The organism is Aquabacterium sp., assembly GCF_036279675.1.
In the GTDB taxonomy this organism is placed as follows: domain Bacteria; phylum Pseudomonadota; class Gammaproteobacteria; order Burkholderiales; family Burkholderiaceae_C; genus Aquabacterium.
The window spans coordinates 1-14,385 of record NZ_DASUIS010000099.1 but is presented as its reverse complement, the minus strand read 5'-3'; the positions used below and the strand labels follow the sequence as shown (position 1 = coordinate 14,385).

Genomic DNA, 14,385 nt, shown 5'->3' with positions numbered 1-14,385 from the left:
TGCCATTGATTTGGCAGATTTCAGGCCGCTTTCTGCGCGGTCATCAGAATCCAGCCCTCTTCTTCGTTGGCGACCTGCAACTGAAGGCCCACTTCGGCGTAGGCGTCCTTCAATTCCTGCTCCTGGCGCGCCAGGATGCCAGCCAGGACCAGGTGGCCGCCAGGGGCCACGTGGCCGGCCAGCAGCGGGGCCAGCATCTTCAGCGGTGTGGCCAGGATGTTGGCCAGCACGACCGGGTAGGTGGCCTGGGCTTGCCCCACCAGATCCGGCAGGCCGGCGTTGATGGGCAGCTTGCCGTCGGCAGACTTCAGGTGCGCCAGATTGGCGTCGGCATTGGCGTTGGTGGATTCGACTGCAGCCGGGTCGATGTCGACCGCGTCCACCACGCCAGAGCCATGCAAGGCCGCGCCGATGGCGAGGATGCCCGAGCCGCAACCGTAATCCAGCACGCGCTGGCCCTGGTAGGCCGCGCTGTTTTGCGCGATCCACTTCAGGCACATGCGGGTGGTGGGGTGCGTGCCGGTACCGAAGGCCAGACCAGGGTCCAGGCGCATCACGGTTTTCGCGGCAGCGGGTACCTCATGCCAGGTGGGCACGATGTAGAAGCTGTCGGTGATAGGGACGGGTTGGAACTGGGACTGCGTCAGGCGCACCCAGTCCTGCTCGTCCACCGGCTGGATGCCTTGCACATGGATGTCGTCGGCCCAGTCCTGCGCGAGGATCAGGGTAGCGGCCTCCAGGGCTTCGGCTTCGCTGGGGAACAGGCTCTTGATGGTCGAGCGTTGCCAGGCTTCACGGGCCACCGGCATGCCGGGCTCACCCCAAAGGGCTTCCTCGTGTTCCGTGTCGGCATCCGCGTCTTCCACGGACACGGACAAGGCGTCGATCTCCATGAGCGCGTCGCTCAGGACTTCGACTTCGGCCTCTTTGGCCAGCAGGGTGAGTTCAAACAAGGGCATGTCAGTGGCCTGGTCGGGCTTCAGCGCTTGCGCGCGGCCATCCAGCTCTCAAGGTAATGGATGTCGGTGCCGCCTTCAACGAACTTGGCGTCCACCATCAGCTCGCGGTGCAGCGGGATGTTGGTCTGGATGCCTTCGACCACGGTCTCCGACAGGGCGGTGCGCATGCGGGCCAGGGCCTGCTCGCGGGTGTCGCCGTGCACGATGATCTTGCCGATCATGGAGTCGTAGTTCGGGGGCACGAAGTAGTTCGTGTAGATGTGCGAGTCCACGCGCACACCAGGGCCGCCAGGGGCATGCCAGGTGGTGATGCGGCCGGGCGAGGGTATGAACTTGACCGGGTCTTCCGCATTGATGCGGCACTCGATGGCGTGCCCGCGCAGTTCGACCTGGCGTTGCGTGAAGGGCAGCTTTTCATTGGCGGCCACACGGATCTGCATCTGCACGATGTCGATGCCGCTGGTCATCTCGGTGACCGGGTGCTCCACCTGCACGCGTGTGTTCATCTCGATGAAGTAGAACTCGCCGTTCTCGTACAGGAACTCGAAGGTGCCCGCGCCACGGTAGCCGATCTTCTTGCAGGCGGCGGCGCAGCGCTCGCCCACCTTCTCGATGGCGCGGCGGGGGATGCCCGGTGCCGGCGCTTCTTCGATGATCTTCTGGTGGCGGCGCTGCATGGAGCAGTCGCGCTCACCCAGCCACACGGCGTTCTTGTGCTGGTCGGCCAGCACCTGGATCTCGATGTGGCGAGGGTGCTCCAGGAACTTCTCCATGTAGACCTCGGGATTGCCGAAAGCAGCGCCTGCTTCCGCCTTCGTGGTCTGCACGGCATGGATCAGGGCCGCTTCGGTGTGCACCACGCGCATGCCACGGCCACCGCCGCCGCCAGCGGCCTTGATGATGACCGGGTAGCCCACGGTGCGGGCGATGCGGATGATTTCCTTGGGGTCGTCGGGCAGGGCGCCTTCGGAGCCTGGCACGCAGGGCACGCCGGACTTGATCATGGCCTGCTTGGCCGAGACCTTGTCGCCCATGATGCGGATGGATTCGGGCGTCGGGCCGATGAAGGTGAAGCCGGATTGCTCCACACGCTCGGCGAAGTCGGCGTTCTCGGACAGGAAGCCGTAGCCGGGGTGAATGGCCTCGGCGTCGGTCACTTCGGCGGCCGAGATGATGGCCGGCATGTGCAGGTAGCTTTGCGCGGAAGGGGCCGGGCCGATGCACACGGCTTCGTCGGCCAGCTTGACGTACTTGGCGTCGCGGTCGGCTTCGGAATAGACCACCACCGACTGGATGCCCATCTCACGGCACGCTCGTTGAATGCGCAGGGCGATTTCCCCGCGATTCGCGATCAGGATCTTCTTGAACATGGCAAGACCCCTTTATTCAACGATGAACAAAGGCTGGCCGTATTCAACTGGCTGGCCGTTTTCGACCAGGATCTTGGTGATGGTGCCGTCCTGGTCTGCTTCGATCTCGTTCATGATCTTCATGGCTTCGATGATGCAGACGGGTTGGCCGGCCTTGACCTGGTCGCCGACTTCGGCGAAGGCCTTGGCGCCAGGGCTGGATGCGCGGTAGAACGTGCCCACCATGGGCGACTTCACCACATGGCCGGTTTCTTCCGGTGCGGCCTCGACAGCAGGGGCTGCGGGCGCGGCGGCAGGTGCGGCAGCAGCGGCCGGTGCAACTTGTTGAACCATGGGGGCGGCCATGACCACGGGGGCGGCGCCGGCCTTGACGATGCGGACTTTGCCGTCGGCTTCGGTGATTTCGAGTTCAGAAACGTTGGACTCGGACACGAGGTCGATGAGGGTCTTGAGTTTGCGCAGGTCCATGTTGTGGTTCTCCAGGAATGCGGTGAGAGCGGGTGACGCTCAGAAGTGGTGCGGATGGTGACGGGCCGGGATGTTGGCCAGATCAGCCGCGAGAGTTGGCTGCTGGTGGCGCGCCCAGTTTGTCGAGGGCGGCTTCCAGTGCCAGTCGGTAGCCCGATGCGCCCAGCCCCACGATCACGCCTTCGGCGATGTCGGAGAAATAGCTGTGGTGGCGGAAGGGCTCCCGCTTGTGGACGTTGGACAGATGCACTTCAATGAATGGCACGGCAACGCCGGCCAGTGCATCTCGCAGGGCCACACTGGTGTGGGTGTAGGCCCCGGGGTTGATGACGATGAACTGGGTGCCATCGGTGCGTGCGGCGTGCACGCGGTCGATCAGCGCCCCTTCATGGTTGCTCTGGAAGGCCGACAGGCTGGCGCCGCGCAGGGCGGCGTAGTCGACCAATCCGGTGTTGATCTGCTCCAGGGTGGTGGCGCCGTAGACCTGAGGCTCGCGGGTGCCGAGCAGGTTCAGATTGGGGCCGTGGAGGACGAGAATCTGCATGCGTCTTTGGTGAGCCGGCCTGTGCGATGGTGACATCGCTCGTGCAAGCTGAGCCAAGAAAATGAAAGTAGGCGGATTTTAGACGCAAATGGATGCAAATCCGCTATTTCATTGAAATCTGTCCGGTTTGCTTGGCCTGGCTCAAGTTCCGGCCAGATGTCAGCCGATCTGCCGGGCCCAGGTGGCCAGTTCCTCGAAGTGCGTGGCGCCCATCTTGCGGTGCTGCACCTTGCCTTGGGCGTCGATCATCACCGAAAACGGCAATCCGCCCGACTCGTTGCCCAGTGCCTGAGCGAGTTCGGTGCCGCCGAATCCGGCCAGCCCGAGGTCGAATCCTACCGCGACTTTGGCCAGAAATTCTTTCACCGGTGTCGGGCCGTCGATGGCCAGGCCGATCACCGCCCAGCCTTTCGGGGTGAATTCACGGTGGAAGCGGTCCAGCTCGGGCATCTCCTTGACGCACGGCGGGCACCACGTCGCCCAGAAATTGATCAGCACAGGCTTGCCTTTGGCTTTGGCCAGAGTCAACTGGCCGCCCTGAGGGGTGTCGAACTGCTGCTGCCAGAAGGCGGCGGTGAGCTGGTCGGCCTGGATCAGGGGGGCACTGGCGCTGGCATCTGCGGCGCTGGCGGTGGACGCTGCGGGCGTGCTCGCCTGGCCACCCGTTGTGCTCAGGCCCTGGCGCTTGAGGCCGAACCAGACGCCGCCGGCCGTGGCGCTCAGGCCGGCCAGTACCAGGAGCGCACGGCGTCCTGCAGCACCTTGTTGGCGGGCAGCGTGTGGGGCGGGCTTGGTGGCAGGGGTTTTCTTGGCGGGCATGAACGGGGGCAAAGCTTGGGTGGAAGGGGGGGGCTGGGTGGGGCCGTGGCGGCGGTGCGATCAACGGGCCTCGGCGGCATCCAGCAATTTGCGCAGGGCGGCCAGATCGCCGCGCTCGGTGCGGCCGCGTGCATCAGGCTTGAGCGCGCCACGCAGGTCGTCGGCATCCAGGATGGTCAGGTGCAGGCCGATGGCTTCGTTGAGCGCACGGCAGGGGATGCTCAGGCTCAGGCGGTCCACGGGCTGACCGCGCGGGCCGGGCGCGCTGCCCACGTCGTAGTCGATGCCCTGGTTGAGCAGGGCGATTTCGGCGGATTTGCTGTCGTCGCAGTAGAGCTGCAGGTGGATGTCGTTGAGCCGTGTGGCGGTGCCACGCCACACGGCGCCGCACAGATGGGGGCGGAACTCGGCCAGGCGCGCCATCCACACGGCCGCCAGCTCACGCAAGGCTAGCAGCTCCTCGGGCTGGGTCTCGGCGCAGAACAGGGCCAGGTACTCGAAGACGGCGTCTTCCACCTGGGTGTTGTCCGGCAGGTCGCCTCGGCCGGTCAGGCCCAGCTGTTTGGCGGCGCGGCGTTTGGCGGGGCCGTATTCCATGCCCTCTTCCACCACGATGCGTGCGGCGGTGGCGGCGATCTCTTCGCTGGCTTGACTCATGTTGGCTACTGTAAGGGCCACGCGCCCATCATGCGCTCATCAGGCGGCGTCGATCCACACCGGCACGGCACTGAAGGCCGCGTTGGCACTGATGCGTTCGGTCAGGCGGTCGTCCGTGAGGTCGTTGATGCTGGCGCCGGCGTGGGCTTGCGCCACCTTCATGTCGGTGCCGGCGCGGTCATGGCCCCAGCCGTGCGGCAGGCTGACCACGCCGGGGCGGATGTCTTCGGTGACGTGAACCGGCACGCGCACCTGCCCCACGCGGGATGCCACCGTCACCGTCTGCCCATCCTGGAGACGCCGGGCGGCGGCATCATTCGGGTGGATCCACAGCGTGCAGCGCGGTTTGCCGGACACCAGGCGCTCGCTGTTGTGCATCCACGAGTTGTTGCTGCGCACATCGCGACGGCCGATCAGCTTGAGCGCGGGGCGCTCGCCTGTTGAGGCGGGTGCGGCGGCCTGCGCAGGGAAGGTGGCCATCAGGTTGGGCAATTCCTGGCGGATGGCCAGGGGCAGCAGGTCGATGCGGCGGCCACGCTTTTGCAGGCCCGCCACCAGTGATGGCTGCAGCGGCCCCAGGTCGACGCCTTGCGGGTTGGCCAGCAATTGCTTGAAGCTCAGGCCTTTTTTGGCGCGGTTCAGGCCGATGGCCAGCAGGCGCCTGGGGGGCAGGCGGCCCATGATGCCGCGTGTGAGCATGCCGGTCAGACGCTGACGTGTGCTGGCGCGCTCCACGGGCCAGATGCGGCGGGCATAGCGGCGTGCCAGTTCGGTGTAGATCTGCCAGTCGTGCAGGGCGCCATCGGCCGGAGCCACCACCGCCTCGCTGTAGCGGGCGATGTTGCGCACGGCCAGGTGCAGGAAGACCAGGTCGTAGTGGTCGTGCTCTACCCCGCATGTGGGCGGCAGGATCACGTGGGCGTGGCGTGTGGTCTCGTTCAGGTAGAAGTCGATGGAGACCATGAAGTCCAGCTTGCTCAGGGCCTGGTCCAACTGGCGCCCATTCGGGGTGGACAGCACCGGGTTGCCGCAGGAGGTGACCAGGGCGCGCATCTGGCCCTTGCCGGGTGTGAGCATCTCTTCGGCCATCACGGAGACGGGCAACTCGCCGCCGAACTCGGGCGCACCGCGCACACGGCTGCGCCACACATCGAAATGGCCAGCACTCATCAGTTTGGTCTGGATCAGGTCAATGGCGGGGCTGGTCAGCAGGGCGCCGCCTTCGCGGTCCACATTGCCGGTCAGCAGGTTGATCACCTGGATGGCCCATTGGCAGACCACGCCATGCGCCTGGGTGGACAAGCCCATGCGGCCATAGGCGACAGCGCCATCGGCCTGGGCCAGTTCACGCGCCAGACGGCGGGTGGTGGTGGCGTCGATGCCGGTGTGGGTGGCCATGGTTTCAGGCCGGAACGGGGCCACGGCATCGCGCACGGCCTTGATGTTGTCCAGCAAGGGCTCGAGGTGCTTGGCTTGCACCAACTCTTCGTCAAACAGCGTGTGGATGATGGACAGCAACCAGGCGGCATCGGTGCCCGGGTCGATGAAGTGGTGCTCGTCGGCCACGGCCGCGGTTTCGGTACGGCGGGGATCGATCACGACGAGCTTGCCGCCGCGTTGGCGCAGGGCCTTGAAGCGGGCGCGCACATCCGGCACGGTCATCAGGCTGCCGTTGGAGGCCAGCGGGTTGCCGCCCAGAATCAGCATGAAGCGGGTGTGGTCCACGTCCGGAATCGGGATGGCCAGCTGGTGGCCGTACAGCCAGTGCGACACCAGGTGATGCGGCAGCTGGTCCACCGAGGTGGCTGAAAAACGGCTGCGCGTTTTCAGTTGCCCGAAGAACATCGGGCCGTGGGTGATGTTGCCCCAGTTGTGCACGCTGGGGTTGCCTTGGTAAACAGCTACCGCGTTGCTGCCGTGCTGTTCGCGCACGCGGGCCAGGCCTTCCACCACCAGGTCGAAGGCTTCGTCCCAGGTGATGGGCGCCCATGTGGTCTGCCCCTGTGCATTGGTGATGCGCTTGATCGGCTGGCGCAGGCGGTCCGGGTCTTCGTGCAGATCCTTCAAGGCCACGGCCTTGGGGCAGATGTGACCGCGCGAGAGCGGGTCGGCATCGTTGCCCTTGACGGAGATGATTCGGTTGCCCTGAACCTGAAACGTCAGGCCGCAGATGGCTTCGCACAGATTGCACACGCCTTGGCGCGTTTCGACGGGGGCGTCGGGGCTGGTGGCGTGGGCAGTGTGGGCGTTCGACATGGCGGCCATGAGGAAGTGGGGGAGGCCGTGATGCTAGCTGATGTGGGCCAAACCTGCCGGGCATGAAAAAACCCGCCTGGGTGGGCGGGCTTGTCTGCGAGCGGACGCTGTCTGGACCGATCAGGCTTCCCGGCGCAGTGCGGGGAACAGGATCACGTCGCGGATGTTGGGCGCGTCGGTCAGCAACATCATCAGGCGGTCGATGCCGATGCCGCAGCCACCGGTGGGGGGCAAGCCGTATTCCAGGGCGCGGATGTAGTCGGCGTCGAAGTACATGGCTTCTTCGTCGCCGGCGTCCTTGGCGCTGGCCTGGGCGGCAAAGCGGGCGGCCTGTTCTTCAGGGTCGTTCAACTCGCTGAAGCCGTTGCCGTATTCGCGGCCGGTGATGAACAGCTCGAAGCGCTCGGTGATGCTGGGGTCGGCATCCGATGCGCGGGCCAATGGCGACACCTCGACGGGGTAGTCGATGATGAAGGTGGGCTGCCACAGCTTTTCTTCCACGGCGGCTTCGAACATGCCGAATTGCAGTTCGGCCAGCGTCCAGCGTGCGGGCGGCTCTTCACCCAGGGCCTTGAGCCTGGCGTGCAGGGCCTCGCTGCTGTCGGCTTCTTCGGGCGTCAGGCCGGCCACCTGGATCAGCGATTCGCGCACCGTCATGCGGGCAAAGGGCGACTCCAGATCCACTTCCTTGCCGCCATAGGTGAGCCTGGCGGTACCGACGGCCGCGTGGGCCGCGTGGCGCAGGATGGATTCGGTGAAGTCCATCAGATCGCGGTGGTTCCAGTAGGCCGCGTAGAACTCCATCATCGTGAACTCGGGGTTGTGTCGCACGGACACGCCTTCGTTGCGGAAGTTGCGGTTGATCTCGAACACGCGCTCGAAGCCACCCACGACCAGGCGCTTGAGGTACAGCTCGGGCGCGATGCGCAGGAACATCTCCTGATCGAGCGCGTTGTGGTGCGTGGTGAAGGGCTTGGCATTGGCGCCGCCGGGGATGGGGTGCATCATCGGCGTTTCGACTTCCAGGAAGCCGTTGTCCACCATGAAACTGCGGATCGAGGCCACGGCCTTGGAGCGGGCGATGAAGCGCGAACGCGAGTGCTCGTCGACGATCAGATCCACGTAGCGCTGGCGGTACTTCTGTTCCTGGTCGGTCATGCCGTGGAACTTGTCGGGCAGAGGGCGCAAGGCCTTGGTCAGCAGGCGGATGCTGGTGACCTTGATGGACAGCTCGCCCGTCTTGGTCTTGAACAGCGTGCCTTCGGCGCCCAGGATGTCGCCCAGGTCCCAGTGCTTGAAGGCCTGCAGGGCTTCGGCGCCCACGGCGTCGAGGGTCACGTAGACCTGGATGCGGCCCGTGGCGTCTTGCAGCGTGCCGAAACAGGCCTTGCCCATGACGCGCTTGAGCATCAGGCGGCCACCCACGCTGGCCTTGACGGCTTGCGCTTCCAGGGGCTCGGCCTCGGTGCCGTCGTGGGCGGCATGCAGGGCGGCGGCACGGTCAGCGGGCTTGAAATCGTTGGGGAAGGCCACACCCTGGGCACGGATGGCGGCCAGCTTCTCGCGGCGTTCGGCCACCAGTTTGTTGGTGTCGACCATCAGCTCTGCGGGAACGGGCTCTTGCGTGGGGTGTTGGTGCGTGGTCATGACGGGGGGGACAGGGTTAGCTTCAGGCCAAACCCTAGATTGTATGAAACCCTGGGCGACAATGGCGAACATGTCCGTTCAAGATTCCCGTCCACCAGCCGTTCAGGGGGGCTCGACCGGGGCCGAAGTGCCTCGCGGGCGCCTGGCGGCACTCCGGCAGGCGCTGAGCGCGCTGCCCCGGGCGGCGCTGGGCAACCTGATCGCCAAGCTGATGATGGTGGGCCTGGGGCTGGCCATCACGGTGACGGTGGCGCGCCATGGGCCGCAGGTGCAGGGCGCGTTTGCGCTGTTTGTGGCGGTGGAATCGGCCTTGCTCACCTTGTTCACCGGCTTGGGCCTGTGGCTGGCGCGGCAGATGTCGCAGCAGGCTGATGGGCAGCATGGCAGGGCTTTGCCGATGTTGCAGGGCGTGTTGCGGGCGGCGGTGGCGTTTGGGCTGCTGGCTTCGCTGGTGCTGCTGGGCGTGTCCTGGTGGGCCCGGGCCATGCCCTATACCTACCTGTGGTTGCTGGCGCTGGCCGCGCCTTTTCTGCTGCTGGTGCCCACGGCCACGGGTTTGTGGCTGGGTGAGGGACGCATGTGGCCGATCAATGTGGCGCAGGTGTCGGCACCGGCTTCCGTGCTGGTGGGGCTGGGTGGCGCCTGGTGGATCACGCAGGGCGGGCAGGGGAGTCGCTCGACTGTGCTGCTGGTGCTGACGGCCTGGGTGACGGGCAAGTCCATCGTGGCGGTGGTCACCGCGTTTTATGCCTTGCGCCATGCCCGCCAGCGGGACGAGCGGCTGGAAGACGGTTTTGCCGGCTCGCGGCTGACGGCTTTTTTGCAGAAACCGCCCAGCTGGGTGGCGCAATGGCCGTTTGTGGCCACCATTGGCGTCACCAACGTGATCGGTTTGCTGAACTACCGGGTGTCGCTGTTCCTGGTCGAGCGTTTTGATGGCCTGAGCACGACAGGTGTGTATTCGGTGGCCGTGACGGCGGCGGAGTTGCTGTGGCTGCTGTCCTCCTCGGTGACAGTGTCGGTTTATTCGCGCATCGGGCATCCGGACGTGAAGATCGCCGCGGCCATGACGGTGCAGGCGGTGCGCATCAACGTGTTGTCCACCCTGCTGGCGGCGCCGGTGTTGCTGGGCCTGGCCTGGTGGGGCCTGCCCTGGGTGATGGGGCCGGCTTACGAGGCGTCCTTGCTGCCTTTGGCGGCCTTGTTGCCAGGTGTGGCGGCGTATGCGGCGGCGTCCAGCCTGTCGGCGTTCTACACGAACCACCTGGGGCGACCGCAACTGTCTGGCGCGATCGCGGGCATGTCTCTGACGATCAGCTTCTGCGTGGGCTGGTTCCTGGTGCCGCTATGGGGGCCGCTGGGAGCCGGGGTGGCGTCCAGCACCGGGTACATCGTGGCCATCGTGGCGGCTTATGGTGTGTTTCTCAAGCACGCGAGGTTGCCAGTGAAGGCGTTGTGGCAGCCTGCGCTGACCCGGGTGGACGGTAGCGCGTCGGCTTGATGTCCAGGTTGATTGCAGGTCTGTACACTGGCGCTGCACATGGCCAACGGAGACCGCTTTGCTTGATCTTGCCGATTCGACCTTCTGGTGGGTGGCTGCTGGCGCACTGGTCGCTATCGAGCTGGCCACGGGCACGTTTTACCTGTTGATGCTGGCGCTGGGACTGGCTGCGGCGGCTCTGACGGCGCACGCGCATGCTGCCTTCGCCGCGCAGATCGCGGTGGCCGCTTTGGTAGGTGGCGGTACCGTGGCCGCATGGCATGTCTATCGCATCCGCAAAGGCAAGGGCAGCGGGGGCGACTCGGTGCAGCTGGACGTGGGTGAAAAAGTTCAGGTGACTGCCTGGGGTGACGATGGCACGGCAAGGGTCCAGTATCGGGGAGCAGCCTGGACGGCCATTCACGAAGATCCTGCCGCCGGGTTGCAACCGGGCTGGCATGTGATCAAGGGCATGCAAGGCAACCGCCTGGTGCTGGGGCGCTGACCCCACCTTCAAACATTCAAAAGGGGAAGCCCATGGAAATCGTCTCATTGGTCCTGTTGATCATCGCTGTTGTCTTCATCGTGCAGTCAATCAAGATCGTGCCGCAGCAAACTGCCTGGGTGGTTGAACGCCTGGGCAAATACCATTCAACCTTGACCCCGGGCCTCAACATCCTGGTGCCGTTTGTGGACCGTCTGGCCTACAAGCATTCGCTCAAGGAAATTCCGCTGGACGTGCCCAGCCAGATTTGCATCACCAAAGACAACACCCAGTTGCAGGTGGATGGCATTCTTTACTTTCAGGTGACCGATGCCATGCGCGCCAGTTATGGTTCCTCGAACTATGTGATGGCCATCACGCAGATGGCCCAGACCACCTTGCGCAGCGTGGTGGGCAAGATGGAGCTGGACAAGACGTTTGAAGAGCGCGACGCCATCAATGCAGCGGTCGTGCTGGCGCTTGATGAGGTCGCCTTGAACTGGGGCGTGAAGGTTTTGCGCTATGAAATCAAGGATTTGACGCCGCCGGCAGAGATTCTGCGTTCCATGCAGCAGCAAATTACCGCCGAGCGTGAAAAGCGCGCCTTGATTGCGGCGTCGGAGGGCCGTCGGCAGGAGCAGATCAATATCGCCACGGGTGAGCGTGAGGCCGCCATTGCACGTTCGGAAGGCGAAAAACAGGCTGAAATCAACAAGGCCCAGGGTGAAGCGGCGGCCATCACGGCGGTGGCCGAAGCAACAGCCGATGCGATCCAGAAAATCGCGGCGGCCATTCGTCAGCCGGGCGGCGAGCAAGCCGTGCAATTGAAGGTAGCCGAGAAGGCCGTGGAAGCCTTTGGCAAGCTGGCTCAGTCCACCAACAGCATGATCGTGCCGGGCAATGTCAGTGAAGTGTCCGGTTTGATTGGCTCGGCGATGGCCCTGTTGAAGAAGCATCCTGGCGCCTGATACTTGGCTGCGAGCACCCCGGTTTGCGGGGCTTTACGTCGCTTGGCAGGGAGGGCGGAAGGTGAAGGCGAATGGATCAGGGACAATACGCAGTTCAGCCCCCTGTGGCACCCTGAGGTTTTCCGCTTTCCGTTCATGTCCGCCTTGATCCAGAGACTCAAGCATCCAGTTGCGCGCCTGCTGTCGGCCTTCACCGGCCCGCGCATCCTGTATGGCTGGGCGAACGCGGATGGCAGCTGGTGTCCTCACACCCGTGTCAGTACCCACACCTGTTTCGAAGGCCTGGAAGGGCTGAAGCTGGGTGATCACATCTTCATCGGGCATTTCAACCGCATCGATGGTTCCAATGGCCTGGTGATCGAAGAGGGCACGCAAGTCACCAACTACGCATCCATCCTCAGCCACTCCAGCCACAAGGCCGTGCGTGTGATGGGGCGTCGCTACATCAATGATCCCAACCCGGTGGGCTATGTGCGCAAGGCCACCCACATCGGCGCCTACAGCTTCATCGGCCCGCACAGCGTGATCGCGCCGGGGGCCAGGATCGGCAAAGGCGTGATCGTGCAGGGCTACAGCTTTGTCTCTGGCGTGGTGCCTGATTTCGCCATCGTGGGCCCACAGGCGCACGGCAAACCGGCCGTGGTCATGGGCGATACCCGTGAGCTGGACCGCGCCATGCTGCAGCGCCATCCCGAACTGCACGCGCTGTATGCGCACTGGGCCGGCAAGGACAACCTGCGTCGTGCACTCGGCGCGAATCAGGAACAACCAGCTGGTCAGGAGCCCGCATGAGCCGTCGCCCGGATGACGCCGCCGTGCGCATTCTGTTTTTTGCCGATGCATCCAGTGTGCACACACGCCGCTGGGTGGCTGCGGCCGTCGAGCGCGGCGCAGAGGCCATCGTCATCACCCGCCAGCCAGCTGATGTGCCGGGTGCCCGTGAGGTCATCGCCATCGCACCTGGCAGCGACAAGCTGACCTGGTTCAAGGCCTTGCTCAAGGTGCGCCAGGTGTCGCGCGAGGTGGCCAGGCGCTTCAAGCCCACGCTGGTGCATGGCCACTACGTCACGTCCTACGGTTTGTGGGCGGCCATGTGCGGGCTCAAGGTGCCCACCGTGCTCACCGCCTGGGGCAGCGACATCCTCGTCACGCCACGCGAGAGCCGCCTGATGCGCGCGGTGGTGGGCTGGTCCTTGCGACACGCCGATCTCATCACGGCAGACTCGATGGACATGCTCGACGAGATCGCGCGCTATCACCCCGCTGCACCGTGCCATCAGATCCTGTGGGGCGCCGATACGGACAAGTTCGTGCCGGGTGATCCAGGCGAGGATTTCGACGTCATCAGCCTGCGCACCTGGGAAGCCAACTACAACATCGACCTCATCCTCGAAGCCTTCTCGCGCTTCCTGATGCTGCGGCCGCAGTCACATGCACGCCTGCATCTGCTGGGCGGTGGGCCCATGCAGGCCGCGCTGGAAGCCCGGGTGCAGGAACTGCGCCTGTTGCAGCAGGTGCGCTTCCATGGCCGTGTGGGCGATGTCGAGATGGTCAACGCCATCCAGCGCAGCAAGGTGAGCGTGTCCGTGCCCACCAGCGACGCCACCTCGGTGTCCGTGCTCGAATCCATGGCCTGTGGCCTGCCCATCATCGCCTCCGACCTGCCGGCCAATCGCCAGTGGATCGATGAAAAGGGTGGCTGGATCGTGCCGGTGCGTGATGTGGACGCCGTCACGCAGGCCTTGGTTGCCGCTTATGACCACCCGATGCAAGCCGCGCAGATGGGCCTGCACAACCGCGAGCGCATCGAGCGTGATGCCTCCCGTCGCGGCCAGATGGACGCCATGTGGCGCCTGTACCAGAAGCTGCTTCACCCCACCGTGCCGCGCATCAAGCGCCATCGCGCCTCGGCGCGTTGAACCGAGTGCCCATGAGCGGTCAACTTCGCATTGTTTCGGTCATCGTGCCCTGCCGCAATGAGCAGGATCACATCGAGTCGTTCTGCCGCAGCGTGGCCGCACAGGCCGTGCCCGAAGGCTGGGCGCTGGAAGTGCTGATTGCCGATGGCCTGAGTGACGACGGTACACGCGAACGCCTGGCTGCCTTGTGCGCACAGGACGCCCGCTTCGTGATGCTGGACAACCCTGGACGCATCGTGTCGTGCGGCCTGAACCGTTGCATCGACCAGGCTCAGGGCGAGTTCATCGTGCGCCTGGATGTGCACACGGTTTATGCCGATGACTACATCGCGCAATGCCTGGCCACCTGGCAGCGCACCGGTGCAGACAATGTGGGTGGCCCCTGGAAGGCGCAAGGTGTGGAGGGCCCGCAAGGCACCGTGCAACGCGCCATCGCGGCGGCTTTCCAGTCTCGCCTGGTGGCGGGTGGTGCCTTGTCGCGCGATCTGGCTTACGAGGGCGAGGTTGATACCGTTTATCTGGGGTCCTGGCCTCGCCAGACCTTCGAACGCTTTGGTGGCTTTGACGAAACCCTGGTGCGCAACCAGGACGACGAACACAATCTGCGCATCCACAAGGGCGGCGGGCGCATCTGGCAATCGGCCAGCATCCGCTCCACCTACTTCCCGCGCGACAGCAAGATGGACGTGTTTCGTCAGTACCGCCAGTACGGCTACTGGAAGCCCTTTGTGATGAAGAAACATGGCCAGGCGGCAGCCTTGCGTCACCTCATTCCCGGTTTGTTTGTGGGGGCCTTGATGCTGCTCCTGCTGCT

At 64.9% G+C, this 14,385-nt stretch carries 14 protein-coding genes; 6 read left to right on the top strand and 8 right to left on the bottom strand.

Going from position 1 to position 14,385, the window contains the following annotated elements; translation table 11 throughout:
* Positions 1-20 precede the first annotated feature (20 nt).
* The 8 genes from prmA to lysS all read right to left on the bottom strand — a co-directional run bounded on the left by prmA (position 21) and on the right by lysS (position 8,720).
* The gene (gene prmA, locus VFW93_RS12170) at positions 21-953 is read right to left on the bottom strand and encodes a 50S ribosomal protein L11 methyltransferase (RefSeq protein WP_329694273.1); all 933 of its coding nucleotides are present in this window, start codon (positions 951-953) and stop codon (positions 21-23) included.
* Positions 954-979: 26 nt separating this feature from the next.
* Positions 980-2,329, bottom strand: a complete 1,350-nt coding sequence (accC, locus tag VFW93_RS12165) for an acetyl-CoA carboxylase biotin carboxylase subunit (RefSeq protein WP_329694258.1) — start codon at positions 2,327-2,329, stop codon at positions 980-982.
* Between the two features lie 12 nt (positions 2,330-2,341).
* Complete coding sequence (gene accB, locus VFW93_RS12160; protein ID WP_329694257.1) at positions 2,342-2,797, bottom strand: acetyl-CoA carboxylase biotin carboxyl carrier protein; 456 nt, start codon at positions 2,795-2,797, stop codon at positions 2,342-2,344.
* A gap of 82 nt (positions 2,798-2,879) precedes the next feature.
* The gene (gene aroQ / locus VFW93_RS12155) at positions 2,880-3,341 is read right to left on the bottom strand and encodes a type II 3-dehydroquinate dehydratase (RefSeq protein ID WP_329694256.1); all 462 of its coding nucleotides are present in this window, start codon (positions 3,339-3,341) and stop codon (positions 2,880-2,882) included.
* Positions 3,342-3,500: 159 nt separating this feature from the next.
* Positions 3,501-4,160 carry a TlpA disulfide reductase family protein gene (locus VFW93_RS12150; protein WP_329694255.1) on the bottom strand — a complete coding sequence of 220 codons (660 nt, stop codon included), beginning with the start codon at positions 4,158-4,160 and terminating at the stop codon, positions 3,501-3,503.
* A gap of 60 nt (positions 4,161-4,220) precedes the next feature.
* Positions 4,221-4,817, bottom strand: a complete 597-nt coding sequence (locus VFW93_RS12145) for a hypothetical protein (RefSeq protein WP_329694254.1) — start codon at positions 4,815-4,817, stop codon at positions 4,221-4,223.
* Positions 4,818-4,856: 39 nt separating this feature from the next.
* Positions 4,857-7,073, bottom strand: a complete 2,217-nt coding sequence (locus VFW93_RS12140; RefSeq protein WP_329694253.1) for a molybdopterin-dependent oxidoreductase — start codon at positions 7,071-7,073, stop codon at positions 4,857-4,859.
* Between the two features lie 120 nt (positions 7,074-7,193).
* Positions 7,194-8,720, bottom strand: a complete 1,527-nt coding sequence (gene lysS / locus VFW93_RS12135) for a lysine--tRNA ligase (protein ID WP_329694252.1) — start codon at positions 8,718-8,720, stop codon at positions 7,194-7,196.
* Positions 8,721-8,790: 70 nt separating this feature from the next.
* Here lysS and VFW93_RS12130 point away from each other — a divergent pair, with 70 nt between their 5' ends.
* The 6 genes from VFW93_RS12130 to VFW93_RS12105 form a co-directional block, all read left to right on the top strand.
* Positions 8,791-10,221 (top strand): teichoic acid transporter, encoded by a 1,431-nt coding sequence (locus VFW93_RS12130; RefSeq protein WP_329694251.1) that lies wholly within the window; start codon positions 8,791-8,793, stop codon positions 10,219-10,221.
* Between the two features lie 58 nt (positions 10,222-10,279).
* Complete coding sequence (locus tag VFW93_RS12125) at positions 10,280-10,705, top strand: NfeD family protein (protein WP_329694250.1); 426 nt, start codon at positions 10,280-10,282, stop codon at positions 10,703-10,705.
* Positions 10,706-10,737: 32 nt separating this feature from the next.
* The gene (locus tag VFW93_RS12120; protein WP_329694249.1) at positions 10,738-11,652 is read left to right on the top strand and encodes an SPFH domain-containing protein; all 915 of its coding nucleotides are present in this window, start codon (positions 10,738-10,740) and stop codon (positions 11,650-11,652) included.
* A gap of 135 nt (positions 11,653-11,787) precedes the next feature.
* The gene (locus tag VFW93_RS12115; protein ID WP_329694248.1) at positions 11,788-12,444 is read left to right on the top strand and encodes an acyltransferase; all 657 of its coding nucleotides are present in this window, start codon (positions 11,788-11,790) and stop codon (positions 12,442-12,444) included.
* Positions 12,441-13,571: a glycosyltransferase gene (locus VFW93_RS12110; protein WP_329694247.1), complete on the top strand. Its 1,131-nt coding sequence runs from the start codon at positions 12,441-12,443 to the stop codon at positions 13,569-13,571. Before VFW93_RS12115 ends, VFW93_RS12110 begins: the two co-directional genes overlap by 4 nt.
* Positions 13,572-13,582: 11 nt before the next feature.
* The coding region (locus VFW93_RS12105) for a glycosyltransferase family 2 protein (protein ID WP_329694246.1) at positions 13,583-14,385 on the top strand (803 nt) is incomplete at its 3' end.

Coding starts and splice junctions, on each gene's coding strand:
- VFW93_RS12130 (WP_329694251.1), top strand. CDS start 8,791: ATGTCCGTTCAAGATTCCCGTCCACCAGCCGTTCAGGGGGGCTCGACC.
- VFW93_RS12110 (WP_329694247.1), top strand. CDS start 12,441: ATGAGCCGTCGCCCGGATGACGCCGCCGTGCGCATTCTGTTTTTTGCC.
- VFW93_RS12120 (WP_329694249.1), top strand. CDS start 10,738: ATGGAAATCGTCTCATTGGTCCTGTTGATCATCGCTGTTGTCTTCATC.
- aroQ (WP_329694256.1), bottom strand. CDS start 3,341: ATGCAGATTCTCGTCCTCCACGGCCCCAATCTGAACCTGCTCGGCACC.
- VFW93_RS12140 (WP_329694253.1), bottom strand. CDS start 7,073: ATGTCGAACGCCCACACTGCCCACGCCACCAGCCCCGACGCCCCCGTC.
- accB (WP_329694257.1), bottom strand. CDS start 2,797: ATGGACCTGCGCAAACTCAAGACCCTCATCGACCTCGTGTCCGAGTCC.
- accC (WP_329694258.1), bottom strand. CDS start 2,329: ATGTTCAAGAAGATCCTGATCGCGAATCGCGGGGAAATCGCCCTGCGC.
- VFW93_RS12150 (WP_329694255.1), bottom strand. CDS start 4,160: ATGCCCGCCAAGAAAACCCCTGCCACCAAGCCCGCCCCACACGCTGCC.
- lysS (WP_329694252.1), bottom strand. CDS start 8,720: ATGACCACGCACCAACACCCCACGCAAGAGCCCGTTCCCGCAGAGCTG.
- VFW93_RS12115 (WP_329694248.1), top strand. CDS start 11,788: ATGTCCGCCTTGATCCAGAGACTCAAGCATCCAGTTGCGCGCCTGCTG.
- VFW93_RS12145 (WP_329694254.1), bottom strand. CDS start 4,817: ATGAGTCAAGCCAGCGAAGAGATCGCCGCCACCGCCGCACGCATCGTG.